At 67.3% G+C, this 14,049-nt stretch carries 15 protein-coding genes and 1 pseudogene; 4 read left to right on the top strand and 12 right to left on the bottom strand.

What is annotated here, in order from left to right; all coding sequences use genetic code 11:
• Positions 1 to 49: 49 nt before the first annotated feature.
• On the bottom strand, positions 50 to 580 hold the full coding sequence (locus OQF70_RS01290) for a hypothetical protein (protein WP_280535411.1): 531 nt from the start codon (positions 578 to 580) through the stop codon (positions 50 to 52).
• Positions 581 to 651: 71 nt separating this feature from the next.
• On the opposite strand from OQF70_RS01290, the gene OQF70_RS01285 reads away from it, so the two are divergent.
• The gene (locus OQF70_RS01285; protein WP_280535410.1) at positions 652 to 777 is read left to right on the top strand and encodes a hypothetical protein; all 126 of its coding nucleotides are present in this window, start codon (positions 652 to 654) and stop codon (positions 775 to 777) included.
• A gap of 573 nt (positions 778 to 1,350) precedes the next feature.
• Here the strand turns inward: OQF70_RS01285 and OQF70_RS01280 are convergent.
• The 4 genes from OQF70_RS01280 to OQF70_RS01265 all read right to left on the bottom strand — a co-directional run bounded on the left by OQF70_RS01280 (position 1,351) and on the right by OQF70_RS01265 (position 6,613).
• On the bottom strand, positions 1,351 to 2,916 hold the full coding sequence (locus tag OQF70_RS01280) for a HAMP domain-containing sensor histidine kinase (protein ID WP_280535409.1): 1,566 nt from the start codon (positions 2,914 to 2,916) through the stop codon (positions 1,351 to 1,353).
• A gap of 110 nt (positions 2,917 to 3,026) precedes the next feature.
• Positions 3,027 to 4,769 (bottom strand): formate/nitrite transporter family protein, encoded by a 1,743-nt coding sequence (locus OQF70_RS01275; protein WP_280535497.1) that lies wholly within the window; start codon positions 4,767 to 4,769, stop codon positions 3,027 to 3,029.
• A gap of 335 nt (positions 4,770 to 5,104) precedes the next feature.
• Positions 5,105 to 5,860, bottom strand: coding sequence for a hypothetical protein (locus OQF70_RS01270; RefSeq protein ID WP_280535408.1), 756 nt, complete (start codon positions 5,858 to 5,860; stop codon positions 5,105 to 5,107).
• Positions 5,861 to 5,926: 66 nt separating this feature from the next.
• Positions 5,927 to 6,613 carry a haloacid dehalogenase type II gene (locus tag OQF70_RS01265; RefSeq protein WP_280535407.1) on the bottom strand — a complete coding sequence of 229 codons (687 nt, stop codon included), beginning with the start codon at positions 6,611 to 6,613 and terminating at the stop codon, positions 5,927 to 5,929.
• 212 nt (positions 6,614 to 6,825) lie between these two features.
• On the opposite strand from OQF70_RS01265, the gene OQF70_RS01260 reads away from it, so the two are divergent.
• On the top strand, positions 6,826 to 7,173 hold the full coding sequence (locus OQF70_RS01260) for a hypothetical protein (RefSeq protein WP_280535406.1): 348 nt from the start codon (positions 6,826 to 6,828) through the stop codon (positions 7,171 to 7,173).
• Between the two features lie 111 nt (positions 7,174 to 7,284).
• Here OQF70_RS01260 and OQF70_RS01255 read toward each other — a convergent pair.
• Both OQF70_RS01255 and OQF70_RS01250 read right to left on the bottom strand, forming a co-directional pair.
• Positions 7,285 to 8,733 (bottom strand): annotated as a pseudogene (locus OQF70_RS01255) (FAD-dependent oxidoreductase).
• Positions 8,734 to 8,840: 107 nt separating this feature from the next.
• The gene (locus tag OQF70_RS01250) at positions 8,841 to 9,296 is read right to left on the bottom strand and encodes a MaoC/PaaZ C-terminal domain-containing protein (RefSeq protein WP_280535405.1); all 456 of its coding nucleotides are present in this window, start codon (positions 9,294 to 9,296) and stop codon (positions 8,841 to 8,843) included.
• Positions 9,297 to 9,431: 135 nt separating this feature from the next.
• Here OQF70_RS01250 and OQF70_RS01245 point away from each other — a divergent pair, with 135 nt between their 5' ends.
• Positions 9,432 to 10,394 (top strand): cation transporter, encoded by a 963-nt coding sequence (locus OQF70_RS01245; protein ID WP_280535404.1) that lies wholly within the window; start codon positions 9,432 to 9,434, stop codon positions 10,392 to 10,394.
• 17 nt (positions 10,395 to 10,411) lie between these two features.
• On the opposite strand, the gene OQF70_RS01240 is transcribed toward OQF70_RS01245, so the two are convergent.
• The 4 genes from OQF70_RS01240 to OQF70_RS01225 form a co-directional block, all read right to left on the bottom strand.
• Positions 10,412 to 10,954 (bottom strand): zinc ribbon domain-containing protein, encoded by a 543-nt coding sequence (locus tag OQF70_RS01240; RefSeq protein ID WP_280535403.1) that lies wholly within the window; start codon positions 10,952 to 10,954, stop codon positions 10,412 to 10,414.
• Positions 10,955 to 11,054: 100 nt separating this feature from the next.
• The gene (locus OQF70_RS01235; protein WP_092815360.1) at positions 11,055 to 11,378 is read right to left on the bottom strand and encodes a NifU family protein; all 324 of its coding nucleotides are present in this window, start codon (positions 11,376 to 11,378) and stop codon (positions 11,055 to 11,057) included.
• An 85-nt stretch (positions 11,379 to 11,463) separates the two neighbouring features.
• Positions 11,464 to 11,922 carry a universal stress protein gene (locus OQF70_RS01230; protein WP_092812589.1) on the bottom strand — a complete coding sequence of 153 codons (459 nt, stop codon included), beginning with the start codon at positions 11,920 to 11,922 and terminating at the stop codon, positions 11,464 to 11,466.
• Positions 11,923 to 11,946: 24 nt separating this feature from the next.
• Complete coding sequence (locus OQF70_RS01225) at positions 11,947 to 12,672, bottom strand: hypothetical protein (protein WP_280535402.1); 726 nt, start codon at positions 12,670 to 12,672, stop codon at positions 11,947 to 11,949.
• A gap of 110 nt (positions 12,673 to 12,782) precedes the next feature.
• On the opposite strand from OQF70_RS01225, the gene OQF70_RS01220 reads away from it, so the two are divergent.
• The gene (locus tag OQF70_RS01220) at positions 12,783 to 13,406 is read left to right on the top strand and encodes a histidine phosphatase family protein (protein ID WP_280535401.1); all 624 of its coding nucleotides are present in this window, start codon (positions 12,783 to 12,785) and stop codon (positions 13,404 to 13,406) included.
• A gap of 96 nt (positions 13,407 to 13,502) precedes the next feature.
• On the opposite strand, the gene OQF70_RS01215 is transcribed toward OQF70_RS01220, so the two are convergent.
• Entirely contained in the window at positions 13,503 to 14,006 is a 504-nt protein-coding gene (locus tag OQF70_RS01215) for a dihydrofolate reductase (RefSeq protein WP_280535400.1), read from the bottom strand.
• Positions 14,007 to 14,049 lie beyond the last annotated feature (43 nt).

Here is a 14,049-nt window from a genome sequence, read left to right as displayed (position 1 = left end):
TAGAACCATCGAAACAGTAATCAGTCGGTTCCTACGCCATCTGCTGGTTTCACCAGTCACCTACCCCGTGTTCGTCCCGATACCGCTGATAGTAGGCTTTCTCAACGGTTCGAAGGTCGAACCCGCCAGGGTTCCGGTCGCGGAGTTCTTTCAGTATCTTTGGGTAGTCGGTAACACGCATACCTCGATCTTCACCGAAGAGCTCGTGAACGATATACCGGTCACCGATAGCGTAGTTTTCCGGGTCGTAGAACCGGAGGATGACCGTCGCCGTCGCCCCACCGATTCCCGGAATCGACTGTAGCGTCTTCAACCGGAGTGTGGGGTCGTCAACCAGAAACGCGGCTTCGCTGACCCGTCGGACGAACTCGTCGGGAACGGCGTTCACCTTCTCGATATTCAGATCCCGCCGGCCCTTCTGACCGTTCAGTTTCCACCGAACTACGTCTTCGAGTTGGTCACGGGTGATATAGCCCCGTTCCGGGAGGGCGTCGTTGAGGCGGTCTTCGATCTCCCGAAGGTCGCCGTCGTAGACCTCGTCGTAGCAGTCACTCCAGTATCGGATCTCGTCGGCGTCCATACACCACAGTCCCCCAGCGGCAGTATAGGTCTCCCGACACAGCCTTACCGTCACGTCCCCAATTCGCTCGTATGGCCGACCGTCCCGACGAGGACGCAAGTCCCGCTGAGATAGCGCGGTGGATGGAAGAAGACTTCGGGGAAGCCGTCGCTGAAGGTATGGAGCAAGCCGTCGAGGACGACGATAGCGACGAGTAAGCTGGTTCTTAGGTGACGGACTGTATGGGGCGGTCTGAATCCCGGTCTTCCCGGCTCGAACCCCTCATCCTCGACCGGGTCGATGACCCAAGCAGATCCGTGTCCTCTCCCAAGTTGTCGGCCACAACTGACCCATATAAAGGTCTTATAAGGGTGGCTGGTTTCAGACACGGTTCTGACTGTAGTAGCACAGTTGCCGTCGTAGTAGCACGGGTTAGAAGAGATATCGGTAGAGCCGGTGAGCCGTACTTGTCATATTCTCCGACCGGGGGTTTCGGCTTGATCTCGGAATCCTCTATGATGGTTGGGGGCCGGTAGAGAACTAAGCAGATCTGGCCGTATTTGACACCCTGTGTCCCCAATATTAACTCTCCAGCACAAAGGAACTGATTATGAGCGGTCACATATCTCGCCGTCGGGTTCTCACAACTCTCGGGACTGGCATATTCGTCGGCGGTGCAGGATGCTCCCAACTACGGGGAATAACGCAAGATAGCGGCGCAGGTCGCTCTATCGGTGAACGTGACGAACCGACGGTGGGTGGAGAACGGCGTTATCGTGGCCGGAGACGGGTCATCGGAGGCGCTCAACCGGCAGATCCCCACGATCGAACTCACCGATCGATCGGGTCCCGAGCCACCAGAAGGTCGTTCCAAGAACGGCTCCCCAGAGGACGTGCCCGACGAGCCCGAGCGTTGATAGGTTCGGGAGCGCGCTCGGCAGCCCGACCAGCGAGAGCCAGACGGGCATGATCAGTCCGGCGGCGACCAGCCAGAGGACGAGTCCCCAGAGCAGGCCGACCATCCCGACCGAGACCGGGTTCCGGGCGTGCCGCCGGAGCCGCGACCATGAGCATCCCGCAGCGAAGAGGAGTCCGAAGACGACGCTGTGGAACAGATGGGTGATCCATCCCACCACCGGACGTTCGACGCCGTAGAGCGCACCGATCACGGGGAGCAACCCGCTTGTAGCCTGAAAGAACAGCCCCATCGCCAGCCCGGCGACGAGACTCGCCACGACGGCTCGGCGGAGGTTCGGGAACGTCACGGAAACGGATTCTACGAGGGGATTCGGGAGGGAGTGTCGGGGGAACACGAGCGTGATGGTCGTTCCGTCCCCGTCGATCCCGTCCGCACTGACACGGATCTCGCCGCCGTACCGGGCGACGATCAGGTGAACGACCTGGAGGCCGAATCCCGCCGAGGGGTCGTCGTACTCCGGAAACTTTCCGGCAGTCAGCAGGTCACGCTGGTCGGTGGACAGTCCCGGTCCGTCGTCGCTGACCGACACCGCCACGGTGCCGGGTGCATCGTGGATCCCGACTGCGACGCGCTCCGTCGCCCCGTGTTCGAGGGCGTTCTCGAGCAGTTCATCGATGGCGAGGCGGATCCGATCATCGCCCACGACCTCGGTGTCCGCCCCGGCCGTCTCCAGGTCCGCCTGCACGGTCACGTCCGGATGGTCGCGTTCGAACGCCGCGAGAGTGTCCGTGACGATCGCCTCGAGGTCCATCCGCCGAGTCGTCTCGAACGGCTGTGCGACCGACGCGACCTCCTCGACCGTCGAGCGGATTCGGGCGGCTGCGGCGGCGATCGCCTGTAGCGACCGCGGTCGCGGATCGGCCGTCTCACGCAGGAGATCGGCGTGCCCGTCGACGATCGTCGCGGCGTTTATGACTTCGTGGCGGAGGAGCCGGATGACGAACAGCGCCCGGTTGGCCTGTCGTCGATTTCGCTCCCGTTCGCGTCGGTGTTTCGCCGACCGGTCCCCGACGACGACTCCGGCGACCGCGCCGCTGATGAGGACGTTCGCCACGAGGGCGGGTTCGGCCGACGGGGAGATCGCTTCCGCACCGCCGGATCCGACGAGGGTGATCGCAACGACGAGAGCCATACCGCCGGTTCCGAGCAGACACCACCGGGTGACGGCTGCGACGTAGTCACGGGAGAACACGCCGACGGCGAGTGCCACGCCGTAGACGGTCAACGAGAGCCCCGCGACGAGCGGCAGCAACCCGACGGCGAGAAAGGGGACGGAGCGGTCGACGACGAGCGCCTCGGCGACGAAGAACCGGGTGATCGCGAACCCGATCAGCGCGACGACGAAGCCTCGATACCGGATCCAGGTTGGGATAACCATATGGTCACTGTCCGCCGATGGTGTACGCAGACGCCCCGAACACTTGAATGCGCGGAGCGTGTGGGGATGCGTTCACGGGCCGTCGCGGTCAGCCGAACGGTCGTCCGTGCTCAGCCGAACAGCCGCTGGAGGATCGTTCGATCCCCGGGGCGTTCGGTCAACAGCACGGAGCAGTCGACGCGGTGGACCACGTCCATATGCAGCGAGTCGGTCAACAGCCGCGAGAGCAGCCCCTTCTCGGTCGCCCCGATGAGCAGGAGCGTGCTATCGTTCGCCTCGCGTTCGATGGCGGCCTCGACGTCGCCGGAGTCGTCGACGATCGTCTCGGCATCGGTCAGGCCGTGATCGAGAGCCCACTGGGAGAGGAACTCCTGGCCGGTCTCACGCTCGCCGGGGCCGTCAACGACGTGTAACAGCGAGACCTCGGCGTCGGCGACCGCGGCGATCATCTCCGCGACCTCCGCGCTCAACGCCGAGTTCGGACCGCCCGCGGTCGGGACGAGGATCCGCGAGACGTCGAGCCCGCGGTCCTTCACGATCAGGAAGTCGCTCGGCAGTCGGTTGGTCAACTCGGTGAGCGGGCGCTCGGCGCGCGCGTCCGTCCAGAGCCGGTCCTCGCCCCATCCCATCAACACGAGGTCGGGATCGGTCCGGCGAGCGGCGTTGAACACTTCCTCGAACGATCGGTTGGTGATGACCATCGACGTCTTCAGGCCCGCGTCGTAGTCGTCGGCGACGTCGCGGAGGGGTTCCATCAGTCGGTCCGACTCCTCCATCACGCGTTGACGCTGGCCGTAGCTCGGGTCGGCGGCGCGGCGGCCCGGCGTCTGGATCACGTGGACCGCGTGAACGATCGCCCCCTCCCGGGCGCTCGCGATGGTGCAGGCCAGCTCGATCAGCCGCGACTCGGTTCGTGGGTTCGCGATCGGCACCATAATCCGGTAGGCCCCCTCGCCCGAGAGCCCCTGCTCGGAGGGATCGAGCATCGGGACGTACGAGCGGCCGGCGAGGCGGCCGAGGAACCATTCACGCGGCGTAAGGCGGCGTTCGATCCCCTCGAAGCGGGCCGACTCGAGCCGGTCCTCGCTGGTCTGGAAGTAGTTCACGAGGGTGACGAGCGCGACGCCGCCCACGGTGTTGCCGATCAGGACCGGCAGGATGAATCCGGTGAGGCCGACGAGGATCCCGAGCTCGCCGTGGATAATGAGGTAGAACGCCTCCGCAAAGGAGACGACGACGTGGAAGAGTCCCCCGAGCGGGACCGCGAGGAAGGCCAGGTAGGTCACGACGATCCGGGAGATCGTGTCACGCGAGCTGAATCCGACCCAGACGACGCCGGCGACGATGAGCCCGGCGAAGACGGCTTTCGAGAACAGCGCCCACGCCGACGTTTCGACCCCGTGCCGACCGAGCTCCATCGCCTTCTCGGCGGCCGCGGGATCGAAGACGTCGCCGTAAACGAGCACCAGCGTTCCGATCGCGCCGCCGGTGAAGTTCCCGAGCAGGACGATGCTCCAGTGGCGAAGCAGGGCGGGGAGGCTGGCGATCCGCTCGAGGGTCAACGCCACCGGCGGCAGGGTGTTCTCGGTGTAGAGCTGGTAGCCGCCGATGATGATGTAGATGAACCCGAGCGGGTACAGCAGAACGCCGAGGACGGGATTGTCCGTCGATGCCGAAAGGGACGCGTACAACAGGAAGGTGATGCTGATCGCGAACCCGGCCGCGATCCCGCTGAAGAACAGCTCCCGGCCCGATGAGGTCACCTCCTCGTCGGCGGCGGCGACGATGCGCTGGAAGACCTCGTCGGCCGAAAACCGGTCACGAACCGCCTCGCCGACCGCGGGCGCGCCCATCCGGGATCGTTCGACGGCCTGGCGGACCGACTCGTCGAGGTCGCTCGGTGTCGGCGTGTCCTCGGCCCCGTTCTCCTCGTCCCGATCGGGCGGGTCGTCGTCGGGATGATCCGCGAGATCCGTGTGCTCCGGGTCGGCCATTACTCGATCCCTCAAGGCCCGCGGACTTGAAGGTCACCGTCTCGGCGCCGCATCCGGATCGTGGTCACGGGATGGGAAGACTTGCCCCCCAGATCGCTTCGAGCGTGACGAACGTGACGTCGACGGTGCCCTGGTGGCGATCCCATCTACAGGGGGAACAAGGCGAGTGCCTCGGGGCTTGACCCCGAGGCGGTTCACCGGACGTCCCGGTCACGGTCGGCCGTGGACCGATCGGTCGGACGGTCGCGGTCGGCGTCGTCGGTCGCGGTCGTCCCGGCCCCGGCGTCGGCGTCGACGGCCGCACTCGAACCGATCCGGTAGGCGAGGTAGATCCCGACGAGCGGACCGATCGCCAGCAGTGGCGAGGGCTGCAGCTCGTAGAAGGGCGGCATCCACCAGTCGAGAAGCTGGAATCCGACGACGATCGAGGCCACCGCCAGGGCGGCAGCGACGAGGCCGCTCGGACGACCGGCCCGGTCGCCGACGCCGACTGCGACCCCGGCCCCGGCCGCGAGGGCGGGAAGAATCACGAGGAGCCCGTAGACGGTCTGCGTCTGCACCGACACCCACGCGAAGACGACGGCGCCCAGAACGCCGAGGACCGCCCCCAGACCGATGCCGGCGAGGAGCCCGCCGCCGACGATCTCCTCGATCGACGTCTCGGCAGCCCGCGTGTCAACGGCCCCCGCGTCGGATCGGTCGGCGTCGGCCGTCGTCCCCTGGGCTGCAGCACTGACCGCTTCCGGTTGCGGAACCCCGGCGGTGGCGGTCCAGCCGAGGTAGACGCCGGCGGCGGTCGCGAGGATCGCGATCGCGCCGAGGCTGGTCGTCAGCAGCGAGAGCCCGCTGAGGGTGAGCAGGGCCCAGCCGACGATCCCCGCAAGCCACGCCTCGGTGGCCGCATAGGTCCGAACGCCGTACCAGGCGAGCCCGAACCAGGCGACCGCCACGAGCAGGGTGGTCGTCCCGCCGAGCGCCGTCGTGGCGAAGACGAGGAACCTGATGCCGATCCCGAGCTACGCCTCATCCAACGTGTCGGCCAGCTCGTGCAGCGACTCCACGATCAGGTCCGGATCGCTTCCGAACGGCTCCCACGGCGATCCCTTCCGGTCGACCCAGACGCCCTGCATCCCGGCGTGTTTGGCTCCCTGGACGTCGAACCAGCCGGCGGTCACGTGGGCGATCGCGTCGATCGGCGTCCCCGTTCGTGCCGCCGCGTGACGGTAGATCTCGGCGGCGGGTTTGAACGTCCGGACCTCGTCGGCGCTGATCGTGTCGGCCACGAGGTCCCCGATGTCGGCGTGGTCGATCATCGACGCGAGCATCTCGGGGTTCCCGTTAGAGACGACGTAGCAGTCGTACCCGGCCTCGCGCAGTCGCTCGATCCCCGACCGCACGTCCGCGAAGACGTCGAGCTCGTGGTAGACCGCGAGGATCTCGTCGCGCTCCTCCCGCGAGAGGTCGACGCCGTGGGCGTCGAGGGCGTACTGGAGTGCGTCCCGGTTCATCTCGTAGAAGGGCTGGTAGGCGTCGAGGTGGTTCGCGACGAAGGTGTACTCGATAGACCGCGCGCGCCAGAGCTTCGAGACCGGCTCCGGGTTGGACACGCGGTCGGCAAGCGCGGACTCGGCCGCGTCCACGTCGACGAGCGTGCTGTACGAATCGAAGGTTACCGTTCGAACGCGGTCGGGATCGAAGCTCATCACTGTTCCCACGAGCCCCGCAGCCATAACCCTCGGGCTTTCCCTTCCCCGATTTCCTCTCACTCACCTTGTGTCTCTATACGGCTTGCACTCGTATCGCGACCATGGTCTCGAATACGCGCCTGTACGGCGCCGCGATCGCCGTTACGTCCGGTCTGTACTCTGTGGGTAGCGCCACGACGGGGTCGAGAATGGGTGTCGGTGGCTGGATGATGCTTCTCCTCGGCGTCGTCGTGATCGTCCACGGCGTCGCGTTGCTCACCGACGTTGCCGACCGCCTCGACGACGTCGGCGGACCGTTGATGATCGGCTATGCGGTCGTGATGCTCCTCCTCCAAGTGCTGTACGGGGCCGGCTTGCTGGTCGGCGGGGGCGGAAGCGGACTGTCCGGCGGGATGACCGGGGGTATGGCCGGTGGCGAAATGGTCGACGGGACCGGGATGAGTGTGACCGCCGGTATGGGGTGGAATGCGGGGATGGTCGCCCTGGCCCTGTTGATGCTTGTCAGCGGGCTCGTTATGATTCGGGATCAGCCGACGGAACCGGGACGGAAGATGTGAACACAACACGGGCGGCGGCGGACACGATCAGCAGCACTCGTCTTGCCCGCCTCGGTTGAACCGCTCACCCCGGTCGGCCTGCTGCCAAACCGGCCCGGTATCCCAACCGAGCTACTCGACGTCGGGGAGCCTGCCGTTCAGCACCTTTGCCGCGACCAGAACCGGGTCCCACACGGGGCTGAACGGCGGCGCGTACGCGAGATCCAGCCGTTCGAGTTCCGGCACGGTCAGGTCGGACTCGAGCGCCGTCGCGAGCGTGTCGATCCGGATCGCGGCGCGGTCGGTGCCCACGATGCTGCCGCCCAGCAGCCGCCCGGTTTCTCGGTCGGCGGTGAGCGTCACCGTCGTCTCGGCGGCACCGGGGTAGTACCCTGATCGCGATCCGGCCGTGACGGTCTCGGAAACTGGATCGAACCCGGCCTCGCGGGCCCGGTCGTGATCGAGGATTCCCGTTCGTCCGCACTCCTGGTCGAACGCCTTCACGGCCGCGGTGCCCGCGATCTCCCCGACCGGCGTGGGATCCCCGGCGACCGTGCTCCCGATCGCCCGCCCGGCGCGGTTGGCGGTCAGTCCGAGCGGCACCTAGGCGGGCTCGCCCGTCACTGTGTGTCGCATCTCGGCGCAGTCGCCCGCGGCGAACACCCGGTCCACCGTCGTTCGGCCGTACTCGTCGGTCGCGATCGCCCCCGAGGCGCCGCGGTCGATCGGCGTGTCCGCGACGAACTCCGCGTTCGGTCGCACGCCGATCCCGATCAGCGCGAGATCGACCGGGATTCGATCCTCGGCAGTCACGACGGCGTCGACCCGACCGGTTCCGGCCAGCCGCTCGACTTCGGTCCCGGTCCGGACGTCGACCCCGTGATCGACGAGCGACGCCTCGACCGTCTCGCCGACCGCTTCGCCGAACTCCGGCAGCAGCCGATCGGGCCGCTGGAAGAGATGGACGTCGAGGTCGTGTGCGCTGAACGCCTCGGCCATCTCGACGCCGACGTACCCGCCGCCGACGATCGCGGCGCTCGTGGGCGGCTCCATCGCGGCGTACCGCTCGACGCGTTCGGCGTCGACGTATTCGAGGTCCGGGGCCACACCACCCTTTTCGCCATCGGTGCCGACGTCATTCGGCGGCGTCACAAACGCTCGCAGCGCCGCGGCTGCGTCCATACTGTGCATCGTGAACGCGCCCGTCAGTCCGGATCCCGCGATGGGGTCCGCGACCGCGCGTGCGCCCGACGCCACCAGGAGGTCGCCGTACGACCGTTCGATCCGCCCGGAGTCCGTCGCGACCGTCACGGTTCGATCCGTCGTGTTCACCGCCACGACCTCGTGGTGCCGCCGGAGGTCGATCCCCCGGTCGGCGACCGCCTCGGGAGTCAATGAGAGGAGATCACACAGGGACTCGACCTCGCCTTTCACGTAGTAGGGCATTCCGCACTGTGCGTAGGACACCCACGACCCCTTCTCGAAGACGATCACGTCTCGGTCCGGCCGTTCCCGCTTCAGCTTGCTCGCGGCGCTTAGCCCCGCGGCGTCGCCGCCGATGACGACGAATGGGTCGGTCATACTCGATCCCTCTGCACGGAACGATATAAGTGACCGAGTGAGCTCGGGGTAGCCCGGCCGCGCCCGGGACGCGCCGCTCAAGCCGAGTCGATGCTTCGAACTCGGGCTCAGTCTCGGTCCGTCCCCGATCCGGTTTCACGCCGGTCGAACAGCAACAACGGCCGCATTCCCAACACGGGGTCATCGTCGCCGTGGACCGTCGTGTCGACCTCGACCAGTCCGGTTTGCGGGGAGCGCTCCTCGGTCCGGGAGACCCGCGTTTCGACCGACACCGTCTCGCCGGGCCGCACCGGTGCGGGCCACCGGAGCTCGTCGATCCCCATCGCGCCGACGAACGCGGCGTCGGCTGTGAGGTGTTCGGTCATCAGTCGGGTCGTCACCGCGAAGGTGTGCAGGCCGCTCGCGATGAGTCCGCCGTAACGTGACTCACGCGCCCGCTCCGCGTCGGTGTGGAACGGCTGTGGGTCGTACTCCTCGGCGAACGCAACGATCTCGGCGCGGGTCATCGTGACCGATCCGAAGCGGTCGGTTTCCCCGACGGTGAAGTCCTCGAAGTGGCGCATCGACGATGGCGATCGATCCGCGTGCCCACCCCATACGTGTTCCGCCGCCGGTTTTATTACGTTCGAATTTTGGTGTATTCTATCGGTGGATTGATGATCGCTGGCGGTCGACTTCCGAGAGAGGCTGGGATCACGATGTCGACCACGACGCAGGACTCCTCGACGACCGGACACGCCGAGCACCGCTGTCAACGCTGTAGGGACGGGACGGAACCGGAGAGCGCCGACGGCACCGCCGGTCCGTCAGCACCCTCGAGAACCTACGCACCCGACGACGCGTCCCACGTCGTCTTCGAGGTCGACGGGTTCGACTGTCTCGACTGTCCCGACCGGATCGAGGCGGCGCTTGAACGACTCGCGGGCGTCCACGGCGCGACCGCGAGCTACGGCACGGAGACGGTGGGCGTGTACTACGATCCGGACGTTCGAACGCCCGCGGATCTCGTCGATCGACTGACCGATATCGGCCGGACGGTCGAGAGCCGCGACGACGCCTTCCGGAACCGCCGGGCGCAACAGTGGGCCGACGCACGGTTCGCCGCCGGCGTGTTGGCGGGATTGATGGCGCTCGTTCCGTACGCGAGCGTGGTCTACCCGATGCGGTTCGAGTGGCTGCTCGGGCCCGAGATCGCCGCGCTCCTGCGGTCGGGACTGGCGACGACCGGTGGCTTCAACTTCTACCTGAACGTCGCCGTCCTCTCGGGGATCGTGCTCCGGTTCGCCGGCAAGCCGATGCTCGACCGGGCTCGGGCGGCACTGTCCGCCGGCGACGTCACCCCGTCGCTCGTCGCCGCCGCGGTCGCGGTGCCGACCTATCTCTATAGCGTCGCCGTCGTCCTCGTCGGGATCACCGCCGCCGTCGATCTCTCCACGACGCAGGTCCACTTCGACGTCGTCGTTCTGACCGTCCTCGGCTGGCTTACGGTCCAACACGGGCTCGGTCTGGAGGCGTCCACCGCCAGCCCCGATTCGACGCCGTCGTCGTCGACCGCGGGACGCGTTTCCGATGCGGGCGTCGACGATACGTCCACGCCGACCGCCACGTCAGCCCGCACGTCGACTGCAACGTCCACCGTCGCCACGTCGACCGACGAGTAGCACAGCGCGCGACGCCCTCACGGCGTACCCAGGGTCTCGTGTCGCCGGTAGAGGTAGACCACTCCCGCGACGATCCCCACGAACCAGATCGCGAGTCCGATGACCCACAGCACCGCGTTCGGGTCCCAGTCGCTGTTGGCGCTCACGTACTGGATGTCGAAGTACGCCGAGACCGGCAGTCCGATCCACGCAACAAGCAGCAACAGGCCGCCGATCGCACCGAGGTTGCCGCCGGCACCGGACGCGATCAGCAGCAGCACCCACAGCGCGGTCGCCCCCGCGACGCCGTACCACCACGTGTCGGACACGGTGGTCCCGTCCGTGGTGGCCGGTCCGGTCCCTGACGCCGCCGTCCCGGCCGAGGCCGTGGCGCCGCCGGCGGGACGACCGCCGGCTGCACCCCCCGACCCTCGTCGGCCGCCCCCCGCCGCGTCGTTGCGGACGCCGCAGTTGGGGCACAGCTCGGCCTCCCGTTTGATCGGTTCACCACAGCTCGTACAGTACACCTCGTCAGCTCGTACCGACCGATCGGGTGATCCCCGATCCGAACGTTTCGACATACTCGATCCTTGCGAGTCTCGCGACATAAACGTGACCGCCGGATGTCGCCCGCGTCGGGGGCTGTGGAATCGCTGGACGTAGCCGGACGTCGTCGATCCGTTAGAAGTGGTCGGCGGCGTCGGTCTCGTGTTGCAGCTCCCCGCCTCGGCCGCCCTCGACGGTCGAGGCGCCCTGGTCCCCCGAGGAGGGCACGCGAACCGTCACGTCGGTGACCGCCTCGAAGTCCGCGAGCAGGTCACGTTTGATGTTCGTCGCCGTCACGTTCGAGATCCCACAGCCCGAACAGGTGCCGCCGAGCTCGACGACGACCTCGCCGGTCTCGGGGTCCGCCTCACGGACGACGCTCGTGCCGCCGTGCATCTGGATGATCGGCATCTGTCCGACCATCCACGTCTCGATCCGGTCCGCCAGGGACTCGCTCATCACCCGCCCTTCGGGCCCAAGCCTTGGGAACCTTGCGGTCGATCCGGTCGCGTCTCGATCGGCCTCCCGGGTGCGGCGTCGATCGTTACCGCGTGTCCTCGCGCACGAACGTCACGGGGCACGGCGAGGAGAGCATCACCGTTTGGGCGGTGCTCCCGAAGACGGCCTTCCCGGTCGGCGACCGCTTTCGCCCGCCGACGACCACGCGGTCGGCCGTTTCCTCCTCGGCCAGGTCCGCGATCGCCTGACCGTGGTCGCCGACCGCGCCGCGCACGCGGTACTCGACGTCGGACTCCTCCATCGCGTCGGCCAGATCGCGGATCGTGGCGTGTCGCTTCGCGACGCCGTCGGGCGTCGCCGCCTCGCTGCCCGGATCGATGTTCAACCGCTCCCGGCTCTCCTCCAGCGCCTCCTCGGTGAAGACGTGTGCCAACACGACCTCGGCCTCACACGGGCCGGCGACGTCGACGGTCTCCTCGGCAAGCCGTCGGACCTGTTCGTCGCCGTCCGTTCCCACGCCCAGCAGGATCGTCTCGATGCTCATAGGACCTATTATCCCCTAACCCTCCTAAAATCGATCGACTCCCCGTTCCGGGCCGTCCGTGGGCGGTCGACCGTAATCGACGAGCCAGTCACGGCCCCGCCATCGACCGACGTTTTCGGGCTTCAACTCGTCGAAATGCACCCGATCGGCGTACGGGTTCAGCGCCTCACGAACCGCCCGTAGCGCCGGCTCGGTTTCCGGATCGTCGGCCGTTCGAACGCGCACGCGGGGCATCAGTATCCAGTCGCCGTCGGGGTCCGCATCGATGACCGGCAGGAACGGGTGCGCGGCGATCGTTTCCCACAGCGCTTGCTCCCGTCGGTTCTGTCGGCGTCCGTCGCCCATCTCCGCGCTCGGGCCGTATCGCGCCAGCTTGATCACCCGGTCGGCCTCCGCCGGGGTCGATTCGCCTCCGTCGGGGGTGGTGATCGATCCGCTCGTCGCGGCGGCATCGATCGACTCGTTCCCGACGGGAACGGCGAGGGCGACGCGCCCCGTCCCCACCCCGACCCGGGTGAGACCGAACCGGGCCTCCAACGCCGAGAGTACCTCGTCCTCGCCGTCACACAGCTCGAAGAAATACGGCAGCTCCTCCCCACCCGGCCAGTACCACGTCCGGCCGTCGTACTTCCACCGTTTCCGGTCGGACGGATGCGTTTCGAGCGCCTCGCGTCTCTCCGCGCGCATCTCCGTGACGGCGTCGGTGATCGCCTCCTGCAGCGCCGCCGACGTCACGTCCTCGAGCGCCATCGTTCGACGCGGGATACGTCGCCCGCGGCAATACACGTCGTGGTTCGCGTGCGGTAGCCGAACCGTACAGGACGGGAAACCCCTTTAGCCACCGTTCATCAAGGTCGTCCGTGTCCGAGATCCTGTTGGTCCGCCACGGTGAAACCTCCTGGAACGCCGCGGGTCGCGTGCAGGGTTGGGCGCCGGTGGGACTGAACGCCGCCGGCCGCCGCCAGGCTCGCCGCCTCGCCCGTCATCTCACGGCCGAGCACGAGGACGGCAACGTCACGCTCGTCACCTCCGACCTCGCCCGGGCTCGCGAGACGGCCGCCCCGATCGCCGCGGCGTTCGACGTCGAGCCGACGACCGACTCGCGCCTCCGTGAGCGGGACTTCGGCCGCTATCAGGGGCTCGATTCCACGGATCTCTTCGATCGGTTTCCGGAGCTCGACCTCCTCGCCGAGGGATCCGATGCCGCCACCTATACCCCGGATAGCGGCGAGAGCTGGATCAGCGTCCGTGACCGGGTTCTCGCCGCCGTCGCCGACCTCAGGGAGCGTGCGCGGTCTGACGACTGCACCGTCATCGCCGTGACGCATCACAACCCGATCCGGCTCGCCTTCGGTCGACTTCGGGATCTGGACCTCACGACCGCGCTCACCCGTCACTCGTTCGAGAACGGATCGATAACCCGGATCCGAGACGGCCGGATCGATCTCGCCGGGCACGTGCCGTCCCCGTCCGACTCCGGCTGATCCGTCCGTTCCCCGGGTCCACACTCGATCTCGGGTCCACACTCGGCCCCAGATCGATAGTCGATCCCGAACTCACACACCGTCCCGGACCCACACTCAGTCGTCCGCAAGCGACGACACCGGAACCGGATCGCGATTGCGATACCGAACGAGATCGAACCGGTCGTACTCGATCGTCTCCGTCACATCCCATCCTGCTCCGAGGTACGGGAAGGACACGTTGCCGCCGCTTCGCTCGGGGATCTCCGAGACGTACGCGCCGGTCGCATACGGGACGTAGATCCGGTAGATGGCCTCGCCGCCGTTGACGAAGACGCGGTCCGCCCCCGTCGCGGCGGCATCGTCGATCGCCGCGGCCGGGTCGGTGACGAAGCGGACGCCGGGATCCGTCGACTCGCGCGAGGGGTCCCGCGTCAACACGATCACCGGATCGCCCGGCGGGTCGCTCATCTGATCGAACGTCCGTCTCCCCATGATCGTCGGGGCGTCGCCGAGCCGGTCGCGGTACTGTGTGATGTCCTCGGGGTACTCCCAGGGAACGTCCTCGCCGGTCCCGATCGCGCCGTCGCGGTCGACCGCCGCCATGAGGTCGATCTCCATACCTACGGCTAGCCGTTCGAGCGTGGAATAGTCGTCGCCGATG

It is taken from the genome of Halopenitus sp. POP-27, from assembly GCF_029889855.1.
Lineage (GTDB): Archaea > Halobacteriota > Halobacteria > Halobacteriales > Haloferacaceae > Halopenitus > Halopenitus malekzadehii.
This window is presented reverse-complemented; position numbering and strand designations above follow the sequence as displayed.

Bases quoted from the DNA above. Each gene is read 5' to 3' on its own strand.
- OQF70_RS01280 (WP_280535409.1), bottom strand. From the start codon at position 2,916: ATGGTTATCCCAACCTGGATCCGGTATCGAGGCTTCGTCGTCGCGCTG.
- OQF70_RS01260 (WP_280535406.1), top strand. From the start codon at position 6,826: ATGCTTCTCCTCGGCGTCGTCGTGATCGTCCACGGCGTCGCGTTGCTC.
- OQF70_RS01215 (WP_280535400.1), bottom strand. From the start codon at position 14,006: ATGGAGATCGACCTCATGGCGGCGGTCGACCGCGACGGCGCGATCGGG.
- OQF70_RS01250 (WP_280535405.1), bottom strand. From the start codon at position 9,296: ATGCGCCACTTCGAGGACTTCACCGTCGGGGAAACCGACCGCTTCGGA.
- OQF70_RS01275 (WP_280535497.1), bottom strand. From the start codon at position 4,769: ATGGGCGCGCCCGCGGTCGGCGAGGCGGTTCGTGACCGGTTTTCGGCC.
- OQF70_RS01290 (WP_280535411.1), bottom strand. From the start codon at position 580: ATGGACGCCGACGAGATCCGATACTGGAGTGACTGCTACGACGAGGTC.
- OQF70_RS01230 (WP_092812589.1), bottom strand. From the start codon at position 11,922: ATGAGCATCGAGACGATCCTGCTGGGCGTGGGAACGGACGGCGACGAA.
- OQF70_RS01245 (WP_280535404.1), top strand. From the start codon at position 9,432: ATGTCGACCACGACGCAGGACTCCTCGACGACCGGACACGCCGAGCAC.
- OQF70_RS01240 (WP_280535403.1), bottom strand. From the start codon at position 10,954: ATGTCGAAACGTTCGGATCGGGGATCACCCGATCGGTCGGTACGAGCT.
- OQF70_RS01285 (WP_280535410.1), top strand. From the start codon at position 652: ATGGCCGACCGTCCCGACGAGGACGCAAGTCCCGCTGAGATAGCGCGG.
- OQF70_RS01265 (WP_280535407.1), bottom strand. From the start codon at position 6,613: ATGAGCTTCGATCCCGACCGCGTTCGAACGGTAACCTTCGATTCGTAC.
- OQF70_RS01235 (WP_092815360.1), bottom strand. From the start codon at position 11,378: ATGAGCGAGTCCCTGGCGGACCGGATCGAGACGTGGATGGTCGGACAG.
- OQF70_RS01225 (WP_280535402.1), bottom strand. From the start codon at position 12,672: ATGGCGCTCGAGGACGTGACGTCGGCGGCGCTGCAGGAGGCGATCACC.